At 73.5% G+C, this 14,666-nt stretch carries 12 protein-coding genes and 1 pseudogene; 9 read left to right on the top strand and 4 right to left on the bottom strand.

All coding sequences use genetic code 11. The features are described from left to right. Positions 1-804: 804 nt before the first annotated feature. The 4 genes and pseudogenes from ACFV7Q_RS35320 (at position 805) to ACFV7Q_RS35305 (ending at position 4,116) form a co-directional block, all read left to right on the top strand. Entirely contained in the window at positions 805-2,268 is a 1,464-nt protein-coding gene (locus ACFV7Q_RS35320) for an amino acid permease (RefSeq protein ID WP_385435016.1), read from the top strand. Between the two features lie 207 nt (positions 2,269-2,475). Beyond that, a complete protein-coding gene (locus tag ACFV7Q_RS35315; protein WP_385435017.1) occupies positions 2,476-2,727 on the top strand; it encodes an EF-hand domain-containing protein in 252 nt (83 codons plus the stop codon). A gap of 440 nt (positions 2,728-3,167) precedes the next feature. Further along, a pseudogene (locus tag ACFV7Q_RS35310) lies at positions 3,168-3,603 on the top strand (acyl-CoA dehydrogenase family protein); the annotation flags it as partial. 15 nt (positions 3,604-3,618) lie between these two features. Further along, positions 3,619-4,116 carry a hypothetical protein gene (locus ACFV7Q_RS35305; protein ID WP_385435015.1) on the top strand — a complete coding sequence of 166 codons (498 nt, stop codon included), beginning with the start codon at positions 3,619-3,621 and terminating at the stop codon, positions 4,114-4,116. Positions 4,117-4,424: 308 nt separating this feature from the next. Here the strand turns inward: ACFV7Q_RS35305 and ACFV7Q_RS35300 are convergent, their stop codons facing one another. From ACFV7Q_RS35300 to ACFV7Q_RS35290, 3 genes are all read right to left on the bottom strand, one after another. Then, the gene (locus tag ACFV7Q_RS35300) at positions 4,425-4,703 is read right to left on the bottom strand and encodes a carboxypeptidase-like regulatory domain-containing protein (protein ID WP_385435014.1); all 279 of its coding nucleotides are present in this window, start codon (positions 4,701-4,703) and stop codon (positions 4,425-4,427) included. Between the two features lie 47 nt (positions 4,704-4,750). Further along, the gene (locus tag ACFV7Q_RS35295) at positions 4,751-5,680 is read right to left on the bottom strand and encodes a trypsin-like serine peptidase (protein WP_385435013.1); all 930 of its coding nucleotides are present in this window, start codon (positions 5,678-5,680) and stop codon (positions 4,751-4,753) included. A gap of 268 nt (positions 5,681-5,948) precedes the next feature. Then, entirely contained in the window at positions 5,949-6,380 is a 432-nt protein-coding gene (locus tag ACFV7Q_RS35290; RefSeq protein WP_385435012.1) for a VOC family protein, read from the bottom strand. A gap of 1,259 nt (positions 6,381-7,639) precedes the next feature. On the opposite strand from ACFV7Q_RS35290, the gene ACFV7Q_RS35285 reads away from it, so the two are divergent. The 3 genes from ACFV7Q_RS35285 (at position 7,640) to ACFV7Q_RS35275 (ending at position 10,689) form a co-directional block, all read left to right on the top strand. Beyond that, on the top strand, positions 7,640-8,140 hold the full coding sequence (locus tag ACFV7Q_RS35285; protein WP_385435011.1) for a hypothetical protein: 501 nt from the start codon (positions 7,640-7,642) through the stop codon (positions 8,138-8,140). Positions 8,141-8,230: 90 nt separating this feature from the next. After that, positions 8,231-9,385 carry a PLP-dependent cysteine synthase family protein gene (locus ACFV7Q_RS35280; RefSeq protein ID WP_385435010.1) on the top strand — a complete coding sequence of 385 codons (1,155 nt, stop codon included), beginning with the start codon at positions 8,231-8,233 and terminating at the stop codon, positions 9,383-9,385. Further along, on the top strand, positions 9,382-10,689 hold the full coding sequence (locus ACFV7Q_RS35275) for an MFS transporter (protein WP_385435009.1): 1,308 nt from the start codon (positions 9,382-9,384) through the stop codon (positions 10,687-10,689). Before ACFV7Q_RS35280 ends, ACFV7Q_RS35275 begins: the two co-directional genes overlap by 4 nt. 85 nt (positions 10,690-10,774) lie before the next feature. Here ACFV7Q_RS35275 and ACFV7Q_RS35270 read toward each other — a convergent pair whose 3' ends face one another. Further along, complete coding sequence (locus tag ACFV7Q_RS35270; RefSeq protein WP_385435008.1) at positions 10,775-11,509, bottom strand: TetR/AcrR family transcriptional regulator; 735 nt, start codon at positions 11,507-11,509, stop codon at positions 10,775-10,777. Positions 11,510-11,654: 145 nt separating this feature from the next. Here ACFV7Q_RS35270 and ACFV7Q_RS35265 point away from each other — a divergent pair, with 145 nt between their 5' ends. Further along, a complete protein-coding gene (locus ACFV7Q_RS35265; RefSeq protein ID WP_385435007.1) occupies positions 11,655-13,958 on the top strand; it encodes an MMPL family transporter in 2,304 nt (767 codons plus the stop codon). Positions 13,959-13,966: 8 nt separating this feature from the next. Next, positions 13,967-14,666: DUF2993 domain-containing protein (locus tag ACFV7Q_RS35260; RefSeq protein ID WP_385435006.1), on the top strand; the 700-nt coding region annotated here is incomplete at its 3' end.

Raw genomic sequence — 14,666 nt, 5'->3', positions numbered from 1 at the left:
GGGCCGACCTGAAGAACCCCTTCGACCCGGCCGACTTCCTCGCACTGCTGCGCGAGATCGCCGGATCGCCCCGCCCGGTCGTGGGCCCCCGCGCGGGGCCCCGCCCGGCGGGGGGGGGGGGGGGCCGGCCCCCGCCGCCCCGCCGCACGGTGGCGCAGCCGCGTCCCCGCGTTGCTGCGCCACCGTGGTCGGGGGTGGGATCCGGTCTGCGGCCGGATCTCGGGCGCCTTCGGCCCTGCCGACACGGACACGGACCGTAACCATGCGGTTGGCTGGCGAGGGTCGCGGCGCCGGAAGTCGGCACGGGTGCGGGAAGTGATCTTCACCAGGACCACCACCCCTGTCAACTGGGGTCGGATGTCGGCGCGTTCACATCACTCCCCCACCGTGCGCGGCGGGCCGGCGGCCCCACAGCGGCGAGCCGAGAAGGACCGCAGACCTCCACCGTCACGCTGCGTGCCCGGCGGGCATTACGGACGCACCGACAGTGGCACACATTGCCTTCATGGCAATCGGCGTTCGCTCAGCGGAGGCTCAGATCCGGATAACGATCGAGTCACCGACCACGGGTCTTTCGGCCAGGTCACAGGCGAATGCCCGTTATGCCGGTGATGTACGCCACGGTCCCCCGTCGCCAGGCGTGGTACACCTTCACGACCGCCTGCCGGACACCACCCACGTCCAGGCAGGGGCGCTGGAGCCGGCCACCGCCGGCAGCAACTCCATCAGCATCCGGGGGATCGGAACCCGATTCGCAGCCGAGCGCGGCGCGGATCGGCATGGAGCGGAAAGGCGCACCACAGCATGACCTCGACGCAGGTCGAACAGCACCACGGCGACGACACGACTGCGGGCAGCACGCCCGAGGAGGGCTACGAGCGCGGGCTCGGCAGCCGCCAGGTCCAGATGATCGCCATCGGCGGCGCCATCGGCGTCGGCCTCTTCCTGGGCGCGGGCGCGAACATCGCGAAGGCCGGGCCCAGCCTCATCCTGATGTACGCCCTCGCCGGCGTGATCGTCTTCTTCATCATGCGGGCACTCGGCGAGCTGCTCCTGTACCGGCCCGTTTCGGGTTCCTTCGCGGAATACGCCCGCGAGTTCCTCGGTCCGTTCTTCGGTTTCGTGACCGGTTGGACGTACTGGCTCATGTGGGTGGTCACCGGCATGGCCGAGCTGACCGCCGCGGCGATCTACATGCACTACTGGTTCCCGGCCATCCCCCAGTGGGTGACGGCCCTGGTGTTCCTGGTGGTCCTCTACGTCGCCAACCTCATCTCGGTGAAGATCTTCGGCGAGATCGAGTTCTGGTTCTCGATGGTCAAGGTCACCGCCCTCATCGGCATGATCGTGATCGGTATCGGTGTCGTGACCTTCGGCTTCAGCGCCGCCGGTGACACCGCAGCCGTGTCGAACCTGTGGGCCTTCGACGGCATCTTCCCGAAGGGCATCGGCTCCAGCCTGATGACCCTGCAGGGCGTCATGTTCGCGTACCTGGCCGTCGAGCTCGTCGGTGTCACCGCGGGCGAGTCGGAGAACCCGGAGAAGACCCTCCCCAAGGCCATCAACACCCTGCCGTGGCGCATCATCGTCTTCTACGTCGGTGCCCTCAGCGTGATCCTGATGGTCGTCAAGTGGACCGAGTTCCAGCCGGGCGTCAGCCCCTTCGTGGCTGCCTTCGCCAAGATCGGCATCCCGGCCGGCGCGGCCATCGTCAACTTCGTGGTCCTCACCGCGGCCCTGTCGTCCTGCAACTCCGGCATGTACTCCACCGGCCGTATGCTGCGCGACCTGTCCGCCAATTCCGAGGCGCCCAAGCTGCTCGGCAAGCTGAGCTCCACCAAGACCCCGGCGATCGCCATCACCCTCTCCGCCGCCCTCATGGGCATCGGCGTGGTACTCAACTACGTCGTTCCGGAGAAGGCCTTCGGGTACGTCACCTCGGTCGCGACCGCGGCCGGCATCTGGACCTGGCTGATGATCCTGGTCAGCCACATCCTGTACCGCCGCGCGGTGGTCGCGGGCAAGCTGCCCGCCTCCTCCTTCCCGGCTCCCGGCGGCACGGTGTGCAGCTGGATCGCCGTCGCGTTCCTGCTGCTGGTCACCGCGTTGATCGCCATCGACCCCGACAGCCGCATCTCCCTGTACGTGGGTGCCGGCTGGGCGGTCTGCCTGGCGATCGGCTGGGCCGTGCTGAAGTCCCGCAACCCGCAGATCGCGGCGCGGGCGGCGGCCGCCGACAAGAGCCCGAAGACCGCGGGCCAGTCCTGATCAACCCTTGAGCGGGTCCTCCCCCGCCCGCTCCCCGCACGGGGGCGTACCTGCCGGAACGGCGGGTACGCCCCCATCGGCGTTCGTGTCGGCCGCAAAGCGGGCACGGGCAGCCGGGCGCAACCCGGCGGTCGGCCCCTGCGTCCCTCTGCACAGGACGCGCCGGCCGACCCGACGCGTACAGCCCCACGGAAGCAGGACATGGTGATGAGCGAAAAGGCGCGCAAGCTCTTCGACGCGCTCGATCTCGACCAGGACGGCACCCTGACGCGTGCCGAGGTCATCGAGGCCCTCCGGGCCAAGGGCCCGACCCTCGCCGCACACGGAGTGATCCCCTTCTGGGGGGTGGGGGACGACGCCGAGTCCTCGGCCCTCTTCGACGCGGCCGACCAGAACGGCGACCGCGTCCTGACCTTCGAGGAGTTCTCCGCCGTGGTGGACCGCCGCTTCGGCTGGTGAGGCGCCCCGCCCGCCGCCCCTGACCGGATCCCTTCAGATCCGCGGGAGCCCGACGCCCCCTCCGGCCGGCTACCGGCAGGCGGGAACCGTCCGATCCGGTCCCACTCCTGCACGCACCGCGGCAGGTGGGCGGAGAACGGGCGGCATGGACGTACGGATGCACGGGGTCTGCTGCCGGCACGGCGGGGTCGACGCCGTCGTCGGCGCGGAACTGGAGATCGCGGCAGGCGAGCGGCTGGCACTGACCGGGACGAACGGGTCTTCCGGCGCGACCACGCTGTTGCTGCGTGCCGTCCTCGGACCCACCGGCCCGCCGCCGGAAAGGTCCCGGTCGGCGACCGCAACGCCCGGTCACCCGCCGAGTGGGCCCGGCGGCGCCGGGCCTGCGCCCGGCTCCCGCAGAAGCCGGCCGCCGGCCGCTTCCCCCGAGCGGACCGGGTCGCGGACCCCTCGCCGGCCACCAGCTCGTCCAGCAGCACGTCTTCGGCACCCTTCTCCCCCCGCCCACCACCCGCCCCTCGTGTACGAGGCGGTCGCGCCCCTCGACAGGAAGCACGACGCGCACACCGAGGTGGGCCTGGCCAAGATCGCGGCGGCCCGGATGCTCCGGCAGGTGGCCGCCGCCATCCAGGTCCACGGCGCCGCGGGGCTCGGGCCGGACATACCCCGCTGCCCGCCCTGTTCCGTACGGGGCGGGCGGTACGGATCCTCGACGGCCCGGACGAGCTCCCCATCACGTCGGGGGCGCTCCGCCCCGCAGGGGTACGAGCAGCCGCACGACCGCCGGAAGCCCCGGGTCCGCGGCGGGGCGCCCGGGCCGGCCCGGGGTGCGGTCCGCATCCGTGCAAGAATATTGAACACATTCAAATCGAATGAAGGACCGGTGGGGGAATGGCGAACGTCGGGCAGCACATGGAAGCGGCGGTGCGCCAGGCCCGGCACCAACCACCGCAGGCCCGGCCGATGCGCCGGTGGGTGAAGTGGCTCATCGCCCTGGCCGTACTCCTGGTGATCGGGCCGCCGCTGGCGTTCCTCTACGCGTTCACCCGGCCCGAGACGCGCGAGACGCGCCCGGCCGCCTGCGCGAAGGCCATGAAGGGCATCGGCTGGCGACTCCCGGCCCGTGTGGACGACGAAGCCTGCACGGAGATCGACAGCAGCATCTTCGCAACCGCATGGGCCGGATCGTTCCGCATGCCCCGGTCCGATGTCCGCGACTGGCTCGCCTCCCTTCCCTCGCACCGGGGCTCCTCTCCCAGGCTGCAGGAAGACCCCCTCCGCTTGTCCATAGTGCCGCCCTCGTACGGGCGGATCGATTCGGTGGACATCGCGGTCGACTGGCAGGGCGAAGCAGACGCCGTCGTCAGGTTCGAGACGCACAACGGCTAGCCGTACTGCCCTGTCGGGAGGCGGTGCGCCCTCACGACACACCTCTCCGCACGGCGTCGAGCGGCTGGGGCGGCACGGCGGGCCGTAGGGGACGCCGTCAGCGGTGAGCAGTTCCTCGGCGGCCCCGCGGAACCGGTCCGGCCGCCAGGCGGACGCGGCGGGGTACAGCAGGGCGTCGGCGAACGGCCACCAGCAGCCGAGCCCGGCCGCAGCTCCATCCCGGAGGCGGCTCCGTCGGCGTAGCGGGTCGGGCCCGGGCTGTCCGCCCGGGCCCGACCATCACTCGGCACCCCGGCGCCGGCACGGCTTCAGCCGAGCCGGAGCACGACGGTGGCGGCTCCCCCGGTGCCGACCGCGGCCGCTGCCTGGGCGCTCCTCCCGTCCGGTGCCCGGCACTGCACCGTGTACATGCCCTCGGTCGAGACCGAGAAGGAGAACCGGCCGTCGGCGCCGGTCAGGGCGGCGACATCGGGGAAGGGGCCGGGCCCGCCCGTGAGGTAGACGGCCACGCCCGGCACCGGACTGCCGTCCGTGTCGACCACCACGCCGCCGATCAGGTGCGGGCCGGCGCCGCCGGTCGGGGGCACCGCTCACACCGCCCGGCGGTCCGGCAGCCGGGCGGGACGCCGTCCGGTCATGCCTTCCACTGCACCAGGTTGTTGTAGACGGGCCGGGTGATCCGGGTTCCGGAGTTGGTCGTCACACCGCCGTAGGCGTGCACGGCGATGCCGTACCGGCCGCCGTTGTGGATGCGGTAGACCGCGCTGCCGCTCTGGCCGCCGGCGGTGTCGATGTCGTAGAACACCTTCAGGGGGTTGACCGAGCTGACGCCCCGGCCGTCGTACCACTGGGTTCCCGGGGGCTTGTCCCCCGGGTATCCGGAGATGTTGACGGAGGTCTTGAGCAGGTCGGCGTCCGGCCAGGCGCCGAACCCGAACCAGCCGGTGGTGGCGCCGAGTTCGGTGGGGATGATGATGGCGCCGTAGTCGAAGTTCTCGTCGCCGCTCTGGGTCCAGCCGGTGACGGTGCGGAAACTGGTGCTCGTGACCGCGCCGAAGGGCAGCGTCGTACCGTTGCGGCCGGGCATGACCTGGATGCTCTTCACCCAACCGTCGCGGCCCGGGACGCCGCTGTTCTTGATGAACACGCAGTGGCCGGCGGTCGCCAGCGTGTGCGGGCCGATGAACCAGGCCGTACCGATCCACTGGGAGTTGTCGGCGGCGGTGATCAGCAGTGATGCGTGCGCCCGCCACGGGTAGCTCGTGGTGTCCATGATCTGGACACGGTCGTCCGGGAGGTGCACCGTCTCCAGCATGTCCGGTGGGCCGAAGGAGGCCACGCCGATGTCGGGCAGTATGGCGGCCGGCGCCCGCCACGCCTCGCTGGGCACGGATTCCGGCGCGCTGCGCGCGTGGCCGTTCACCTGTTCCAGTCCGTCGGACGTGAAGGGCGTCGGGCTTCCCTGCACCCCCTCCGACGGTCCTTCGAAGACCGGCTGTTCCGGAACGGCGGTGGTCACTTCCTCGGGCTGGTTGGAGACAGGAGTGTGCGGGTCATTGGCCATGGGGGCTCCCTGGGTGGGCACGCCTGAGGCGTTCGTGGACGTGGGGTCGCGGGGCTGCGGGCTGCCCACGACGGGCGCACCGCAAAGACTTCCCGAGCGGGAGGGAACTCCCCGACCCGGAGCGTCGTGGACCGTGCACCGTCCGGGCACGTCCCCGCACGACCATGTAAAGCCGACCCGGGGGTGATCGCCACGCGGCGGCCGCCGGAGCCCGGTGCCCGGACGGCGTACGTGCCCGCCGGACGCCGGGCCGCAGGCGGCCCGGCGGTCAACGCTCCGACAGCTCGGACGGGGCCTCCTGGACCACCCATCCGTTGCCGTCCGGGTCCGTGAAGGTCATGAACGAGTTCCAGGTCTCGCCCTTCCCGTCCTCCCAGCCCGCGGCGCCGACGTGACGGACCGGCGAGACGTCCACGCCACGGCCGACGAGTTCGGCGCGGGCGGCCTCGATGTCGGTGACGCACAGCTGCACTCCGTGGAGGGTTCCCGGGGCCATCTCCTTCGTTCCGGGGACGGCCGGCAGGCCCTCCTGCAGTGCGATCGAGCAGCGGGAGCCGGGCGGGGTCAGCTGGACGATCCGCAGGCCGGGGGCGACCTCGGAGTCGAGGTCGACCTTGAAGCCCACCCGTTCGGCGTAGAACGCCTTCGCCCGGTCCAGGTCGGTCACGGGGACGAGGACGACTTCGAGGGTCCAGTTCATGACGGCTCTCTCCTCCACACGGGGGCCGGGGTTTCCGGTCGGTCCACGGTGGCGTACGGGGGCGCCACGGCGCACTCCGAACCGCCCGATCCGCATGGCCGCGGGTCCTGGGGCCGGTGCCCGGCGGGTGCGGGATGCCGGTGCCGTACTGCCGGTGCCGGACTGAGGCACGGCCCCCCGTTCCGGTCCCGGAGGCCGGCACGGGCAGCCGTCTCGCCCGACCGCTCCGGACGCCCACCCCGCCGCTGCGGGGCGCCGCGAGGCCCGCGGGGAGCCGCCGCCCTGGGGTGGGGCTCCTGCCCGCGGGCGCCACGGTCTCCGCGTTCGGCTCCTGCGGATCGGCCTCCGGAGGGGCACCTGCTTCGCCGGCCGGACCACAGCCGGGGCCGTGCGCCCTGCTGTCGCCCGGCGGTTCCGTGTGCGTCGCAGGCCGCGGCCGGCCCGTCGACCGCTACGGCCGCCGCCGGCGACGGCATCGGCTGCTGCCATGGCCGACCACCTCGTCCGGCCCCAACGCCACCGCCCCGCACGCCCCTTGCCCAGTGGATCCTTTCTCGCCATATCGTGGACGCCCTTTGCCTTCCGCCGCCCGACCGTGGTTAGGATTACGGCATGGTCACGGCCCGGTCATCATGCGGTGTGCCGCGGATCCGGCGGTACCGGATTCCGTCGGCGCCTTTGTGGCTGGTGCTGCTGTTCCTCGGATTCCTGTACGCGCACGGCAGCGGTGACGCCCTCTCCGTGCACCATTCCTCCGCCGCTCCCGCCGCGAACGCATCGCCCTATCGGCTCATCCACGAGGCGAATCCCCTTTCCGCCGCTCCCGCGGTCCGCACTCCCCAGCAGGAATGCGCGCACGGTACGCAAAGCGCCCCGCACCCGGGCGAACACTGCCTGCCGGGGCAGCCGGACCAGGCGGCCGTTCCGGCGCCCTGCCCGCGGGCCGACGAGCCCGGCGCGACCTCGTGCCCGGACGGCGGACGGCTGCCCGCACCTGGTGGAGCCCCGCAGACGCACGGCGCGGCGGCCGGTCCTCCTTCGGGAGTGCTGCGCATCTAGGCCACCGGCGCACCTGACGGTCGACGGGCCCCGTGGATCTCCGTAATTCCCCGGCCGGCCCATGAAGGCGCATCCGGCGTTCCCTCCCCCGGGCCGCACCGGCTCGCGCCCCGTCCCGCCCGCAGGTCCGCGCGGTTGACCGAAGCGCCCGCGCGCCCTCGGCGCGGCCCCCCGCCGCCGGCCGGCTCCCCGGAGGAACCGTGTCGTTCCACGCCCGCACCCCCCGCACCCCTCGCACCCCCCGCAACCGCACTCACCCCCGCCCCGCTCCCGCATCCCGGGTGCGGTGCCTGCTCGCCGCCCTGCTGCTGGTCGCCTTCGCCGCCGCGGCGATCGGCTGCCCGCACCACAGGGACGCCACCCGCCACGGCCCCGCGTCCGCGTCCGCGTCCGCGGAGGCCCGTTCCGCCGCGTCCCATCCGCACGCCCACGCGACCTCCCACCATCCGTTCACCGCGGATTCCGCGGATTCCGAAGGTTTTCCCCACCCCGGCGAATCCTGTACCCCGAATTACCCGGCCCTCCCGTTCCAGGAAATGTCGACGCCCCGCGTCGCCGCTTTCCCGGTCCTCCTCGCGGTGCTCCTCGGCTTCCGCTCCCCGCACCTCCCCGTGCGCGGGCAACGCCACCCCTCGGCATTTCCCGTCAGGGCCCGGGAAGGCCGGACGACCCGTACGAACATCTGCTGCTGGCGCATTTAGGACTCGTTCGCGCGGCCCCGCCCCTTTCCGCGCGGCCGCCTGCTCCCGTCCCGTACGGAAACAGCCGTCCAACGAATGAGAGCCCAGGAAATGTCCTCTCCGTCCACCCGCACCACCTCCCCCACCTCCCCTACCTCCCCCACGCCCGCCCCGGCCGGCCTCCACCGCGCCGCCCTGTCCGGGCTCGTCGGCAACACCCCGCTCCTGCACGTGTCGGAGCCGTTCGCCCCGGAGGGCCGCGGCTTCTGGGCCAAGCTGGAGGGCTTCAACCCGGGCGGCATCAAGGACCGCCCCGGCCTGCACATGGTCGAGCGGGCCCGCGCCCGCGGCGAACTCCGGCCGGGCGCCCGCATCATCGAGTCCACCAGCGGCACCCTGGGCCTCGGCCTGGCCCTGGCCGGCCTGGTGTACGGGCACCCGGTCACCCTGGTCACCGATCCGGGCCTGGAATCGTCCATGACGAAGCTGCTCACCGCGTACGGCGCCCGGGTCAACGTCGTTTCCGAGCCGCACCCGACCGGCGGCTGGCAGGAAGCCCGGCGCGACCGCGTCCGCCAGTTGATGGACCGGCACCCCGGATCCTGGTGCCCCGACCAGTACAACAACCCGGACAACACCACCGCTTACACCCCGCTCGCCCTGGAACTCGCCGCCGAACTCGGGCACGTCGACGTCCTCGTGTGCAGCGTCGGCACCGGCGGGCACTCCGCAGGCGTGTCCCGGGTCCTGCGGCAGCTGTACCCCCAACTGGAGCTCGTCGGGGTGGACACCATCGGCTCGACGATCTTCGGGCAGCCCGCGCGGCCGCGGCTCATGCGCGGCCTGGGATCGAGCATCTACCCCCGCAACGTCGCCTACGGGAACTTCGGCGAGGTCCACTGGGTGGCGCCGGCCGAGGCGGTGTGGGCCTGCCGGCAGCTCGCGTCCTCCCACTACGCCACGGGCGGTTGGAGCGTCGGCGCCGTCGCCCTGGTCGCCGGCTGGCTCGCCCGCACCCGTCCGGCGGACACCCGGATCGCCGCGGTCTTCCCCGACGGGCCCCAGCGGTACCTGGGGACGGTGTACGACGACGACTACTGCGCCGCCCACGGCCTCCTCGACGGCCCGCCCGCGGCCGAGCCGGAGGTCATCGGCGGGGCCGACGAGAAGGAGGTCACCCGCTGGACCCGCTGCGCGACCGTGGTCGACCCGATGACGGCGGCCGGCGACCCGGCGGCGCCGGGCGCGGAGGTTCCGGGCCGGTGAAGGGCACATGGGCACAGGTGCGCTCGTACGAGAGGAGCGTCCAGCTGCTGATGGTGAACCAGCTCACCATCAACCTCGGCTTCTACATGCTCATGCCGTACCTCGCCACCCACCTGTCCGGGTCGCTGGGGCTGGCCGGCTGGGCCGTCGGACTCGTCCTGGGGGTCCGCAACTTCAGCCAGCAGGGCATGTTCCTGGTCGGCGGCACCCTGGCCGACCGGCTGGGCTACAAACCGCTGATCGTCGCCGGCTGCCTGCTGCGCACGGCCGGTTTCGCCACGCTGGGCCTGGTCGACTCGCTGCCGGCGCTGCTCGCCGCGTCCGCGGCCACCGGGCTCGCGGGGGCACTGTTCAACCCGGCGGTACGCGCCTATCTCGCCGTGGACGCAGGGGAGCGGAGGGTGGAGGCGTTCGCCCTGTTCAACGTGTTCTACCAGGCGGGCATCCTGCTCGGCCCGCTGGTGGGCATGGTGCTCACCGGGGTGGACTTCCGCATCACCTGCCTGGTCGCGGCGGCCGTGTTCGCCGTGCTGAGCGCGGTCCAGATCCGCAGCCTGCCCGCGCGGCGGGCGGACGGGGCCGAGCCGGGGGCACCGGGCGGGGCACGGGAGAAGGTGCTCGCGCAGTGGCGGGGGATCCTCAGCAACCGGCCGTTCCTGCTGTTCTCCACCGTGATGACCGGCTCGTACGTGCTGTCGTACCAGGTGTACCTGGCGCTCCCGCTGGAAGTACGGCGGCTGGGCGGCGACGGCGCCTACGGCACCGCCGCGACGGCCGCGCTGTTCGCCGTGTCCGGGCTGGGCACCATCCTGTTCCAGACCCGGGTCACCGCGTGGTGCACGGCGCGGATGGCGCCCGGGCGGGCGCTGACCTGGGGTCTGCTCACCATGGGCGCTGCCTTCGTCCCGCTGCTGCTCGCGGCGGTCGTACCGCTCCCGGACGGCGGGGGGTGGCGGTGGCTCACGGCCGTCGTGCCTCCGATGCTGGCCGCGGTGCTGCTCGCCCTCGGCACGATGATCACCTATCCGTTCGAGATGGACACCCTCGTCCGGCTCTCCGGCGACCGCCTCGTCGCCACGCACTACGGGCTGTACAACACCGTCTGCGGGGTCGGCATCACGCTGGGGAACCTGCTCACCGGGGTGGCGCTCGACGCGGCGCGGGTCGCGGGCATGGCGGTGCTGCCGTGGCTCGCGCTGGCCGCGCTCGGCCTGCTGTGCGGGGGCGCGGTGTTCGGGCTGGACCGCAGCGGGCGGCTCGCGGCGGGTGCCCGCCCCGCACGCGCGGAGCCGGCGAAGGCCTGACACGCGCACGGCGATGACCGCAGGGGCGGGCGCCCGGGGGGTGCCCGCCCCTTCCCCTTCCCCTTTTCGTGCCGTCGGAGCCGCGTCAGGCGGGTGGGCCGGGGTCGGGCCCGCTGTCGGGCGTGCTCTCCGGCCCGGGCCCGGCCCCGGCCTGCCGTTGTGGCTGCGGCTGGGGCCGGGGCTGCGGTTGCGGTTGCGGCTGGCGGTCGATCGAGGCGAGCAGGTTCAGGACGGTGGCCTCCATCGCGTGCCGGGCCTGGTCGGGGGTCAGGCCCGTGGAGCGCCAGTGGTGCCATGCGCCCCAGGTGGTGACCGCGTCCAACCCGTCGACCAGATCGCTGCGGCGCTGCCCCGTCAGGGCGTCGAGCTCCTGCGCGAGAACGGCCTCCAGCCGGGTCCGGGCGTCGGCGAAGGCTTCGTCTATCGTCTGCTGGATGCGCGGCGACGGGTGGTCCATGCGCATCACGGCCTTGCGGGCGGGCGTGATCCACTCCAGGATCCGGGCCCTCTGCTCGGCGAGCGCGGCCACGCGGACCGACCGCGGGCCGGTGGTCGGCAACGGCCTGATCTGCTCGGCCAGCTGTTCCAGCCGCCGGGTGATCGCGGTGTCCACGAGTTGCGCCATGTCGGCGAAGTGGTGGAACACCGACCGCCGGGAGACTCCGGCGTAGGCCGCCACCTTCTCCGCCGGGAACTCCGTCGCACCCTCGTCCAGCAGGGCCAGCAGCGCGTCGGCGATCTTCTCGCGGGTCTGCCGGCCGCGCTCGGTCCTGCCGTCCGTCGCCGCTGCCGGTGCGGCCCGCTCCGGATCCTTCTCCACCCTCGGCCTCCTTTCTCGGATTGACATTGTTGCACCCCGAGTGCAAGCGTAAATATGCACTCGGAGTGCAACTTGCTTGCGGGCCTCCGGGCGGCGCTGCTGCCCGCCCCGGTGCCCACGGTCGAACGAGAGGAAGATCCGCACGATGTTCCACGCCCTGGGGCGCAACTGCGCCGGCCGCCCCGGCCGGGTCGTCGCCGTCTGGCTGGCGGTGCTGCTCGCGCTCGCTGCCGCCGTCCTGGTCCACGGCAGGGCCACGAGCGAGGCGGTGACCATCCCCGGCAGCGACAGCCAGGCGGCCCGCGACGCGGCCGCGGCCTTCCCCGGCCCGCCCTCGGGAAACCAGCCCGTGGTGCTGTACACCGCGGCCGACGGTGCCCCGCTGACCTCCGACGCGTTGAAGTCGGCGGTCCTGGCCGCGGCTGCGGACGTGGCGCAGGTCGACCACGTCGTCTCCGTCACCACCCCGTACGATTCCGCCGGCCGGGCCGCGATGAGCCGGGACGGCCACACCGCGTACCTGTCGGTCGGGTTGGACGTGACCGGCCGCGACATCACCCCGGAGATCACCGACGCCGTGGTGGCCGCGGCTGCCCCGGCGGAGGCCGCGGGGATCGAGGTCACCCCGGGCGGCGACCTCGCCGCTGCGGCGGACAAGGGCTCCACCGGCCACAGCGAGCTGATCGGCCTGGCTGCGGCCGCCGTCATCCTGTTCGCCGGACTGCGCCGGGTCACCGCGGCGGGGCTGCCGCTCGCCGTCGGCGTGGTCGGGCTCGTGATCTCGCTGGCCCTGATCGGGCTGGCCGGGCACCTGATGGACATGCCGTCCTCCGGTGCCACGATCGCCGCCATGATCGGCCTGGGCGTGGGCATCGACTACACCCTGTTCTGCCTGACCCGCTTCCGCGACCTACTCGGCGCGGGCGTCCCCGTCGTGGAGGCCGCCGCCCGGACCACGGCCACCTCGGGCAAGGCCGCGGCCTTCGCGGGCTGCGCGGTGGCGGCCGCCCTGGCCGGTCTCGCGCTCGGCGGGCTGCCGCTGCTGTACGCCCTCGCCCTCGCCCCCGGCATCGCCGTGCTCGTAGCCGTCCTGGCCGCGCTCACCCTGCTGCCGGCGCTGCTCGCGCTGCTCGGCCGGCGGCTCGCCCCGCGCCGCCCCGCCGCCGATGACGCGGCGGGCGGCCCGACGGGGGATCCGGCCGGCGACCCCGCCGGCGCACCGGCCGACACCGCGGCCGGTGCGCGCTGGCACCGGATCGCCGCCTACGTCGCCGGCCGTCCCTGGCGTCACCTGCTCGCCGGCCTGGCGCTGATCGCCGTACTGGCGGCCCCCGCGGCGCAGTTGACGTTCGGCCAGCTCGACGCCGGGGACAAGGCCCCCGGGACGGACAGCCGCATCGCCTACGGGCGGCTGGCGGACGCCTTCGGCCCCGGTGTCAACGGCCCCCTCCAGGTGACCGCCTCCCTGCCCACGCCCGCCTCCGGCGCCTCCGACGAACGCCTCACCACCGTCACCACCACGCTGGGGCAGACCCCGGGGGTGGCCGCGGTCGGCGCGCCGCAGCTCGCCGCGGACGCCCGTACCGCCCGTTGGCAGGTCACTGCCACCACGGGGCCCGGCGACCCGGACACCGCCGAACTCGTGGAGCGGCTGCGGGCGTCCGTCCTGCCCGCGGCCACCGCGGACAGCGGGGCGACGGCCCACGTCGGGGGTGCCACCGCCGCCCAGGCCGACCTCAACGACCGGCTGGCGCAACGGATGCCCGTGATCATCGCCGCCGTCGTCGCCGTCGCCGCAGTGCTGCTCCTGCTCGCGTTCCGCTCCCCCGTCGTCGCGGCCAAGGCGGCCGTGATGAACCTGCTGTCGGTCGGTGCCGCGTACGGGGTGCTCACGGCCGTGTTCCAGTGGGGCTGGGGCGCCGGGCCCATCGGCCTTGAGGGGCCCGTTCCCATCCCGGGCTACGTGCCCCTGCTGATGTTCGCCGTCCTGTTCGGACTCTCCATGGACTACGAGGTGTTCCTCCTCACCGCCGTACGGGAGAACTGGCTGCGCCACGGGGACAACCGGCGCGCGGTGGTCTCCGGCCTGGCGGGTACCGGGCGCATCATCACCTCGGCAGCCCTGATCATGGTGAGTGTGTTTCTGAGCTACCTGCTGTCGGAGGACCCCGTGGTGAAGATGTTCGGGATCGGCCTGGCCACGGCCGTCGCCCTGGACGCCACCGTCGTCCGCGGACTGCTGGTGCCCACCAGCATGGTGCTGCTCGGTACGCGCAACTGGTGGCTTCCCTCCCGGCTCGACCGCCTCCTGCCCCACATGGACATCGAGGGCGAGCGCCACGGCGAGGGCGGGTCCTACGGTGCGGGCCCGCACCCGGCCGCCCCGGCCGGTGCCGCCGCCGGGACCGCCGCCCACACCACCGCCCCCGAACCGAACCCCGCCCCGTGAGGAACCGCATGCCCGCCACCCCGTCCGAGCTCCCCCGCCCGCGTCGGCGCCGCCGGCTCCTGATCGCCCTCGCCTCCCTCGCGGCGCTCGCGATCGCCCTGCCCGCGGCGGACGCCCTCGCCCGCGAGCGCGGCGAGAGCCGGCTCGCCGACCGGATCGCCGCCCGCCACCAGGACCTGCGGTCGGCGCCGCAGGTGGAGATAGGCGGCTACCCCTTCCTGCTCGACGCCGCCCGCGGCACCCACCCCGAGGTGCGGGTCACGGCGGACGGCCGGACGCCCGACGGGCGGCCGGTCAGGGCCGCGGTGGAACTGAAGGAGGTCGTGCAGGGCCCGGGCGGCTACACGGCGGGGGCGGTCGACGCCCGGTTCACCGTGCCGTTCGATGCACTCGCCACCGGGACGGGCAAGAACCTGCGGCTGTCGGACGCCGGGGACGGCCAACTGAGGGTGGAGCGCAGCGCCTTCGGCATTGCGGCGGTCGTCACGGCCCGGCTGGAGCTGAAGGACGACACCGTCACGCTCCAGGCGACCAAGGCCACCCTGGCCGGGCGCCCCATCGATCCGGCCAACCCGCTGATCACCGAGGCCCTCGCCGGGAAGCGGTGGGAGCTGCCCGCACTGCCCCTCGGGCTGCGGGCCTCGGAGGTCTCGGTGGGCCCGGAGGGGGTCACCGCCCGGGCCCGGGGCGAACGGCTGACCCTCAGCC

The organism is Streptomyces sp. NPDC059851 (genome assembly GCF_042732005.1).
GTDB lineage: Bacteria > Actinomycetota > Actinomycetes > Streptomycetales > Streptomycetaceae > Streptomyces.
The sequence above is the reverse complement of the archived record's forward strand: the minus strand, read 5'-3'. Positions and strand labels throughout refer to the sequence as shown.

What these genes read in the sequence shown, in the direction of transcription:
- ACFV7Q_RS35265 (WP_385435007.1), top strand. Translation starts at nt 11,655, where the DNA reads ATGTTCCACGCCCTGGGGCGCAACTGCGCCGGCCGCCCCGGCCGGGTC.
- ACFV7Q_RS35320 (WP_385435016.1), top strand. Translation starts at nt 805, where the DNA reads ATGACCTCGACGCAGGTCGAACAGCACCACGGCGACGACACGACTGCG.
- ACFV7Q_RS35315 (WP_385435017.1), top strand. Translation starts at nt 2,476, where the DNA reads ATGAGCGAAAAGGCGCGCAAGCTCTTCGACGCGCTCGATCTCGACCAG.
- ACFV7Q_RS35295 (WP_385435013.1), bottom strand. Translation starts at nt 5,680, where the DNA reads ATGGCCAATGACCCGCACACTCCTGTCTCCAACCAGCCCGAGGAAGTG.
- ACFV7Q_RS35290 (WP_385435012.1), bottom strand. Translation starts at nt 6,380, where the DNA reads ATGAACTGGACCCTCGAAGTCGTCCTCGTCCCCGTGACCGACCTGGAC.
- ACFV7Q_RS35280 (WP_385435010.1), top strand. Translation starts at nt 8,231, where the DNA reads ATGTCCTCTCCGTCCACCCGCACCACCTCCCCCACCTCCCCTACCTCC.
- ACFV7Q_RS35305 (WP_385435015.1), top strand. Translation starts at nt 3,619, where the DNA reads ATGGCGAACGTCGGGCAGCACATGGAAGCGGCGGTGCGCCAGGCCCGG.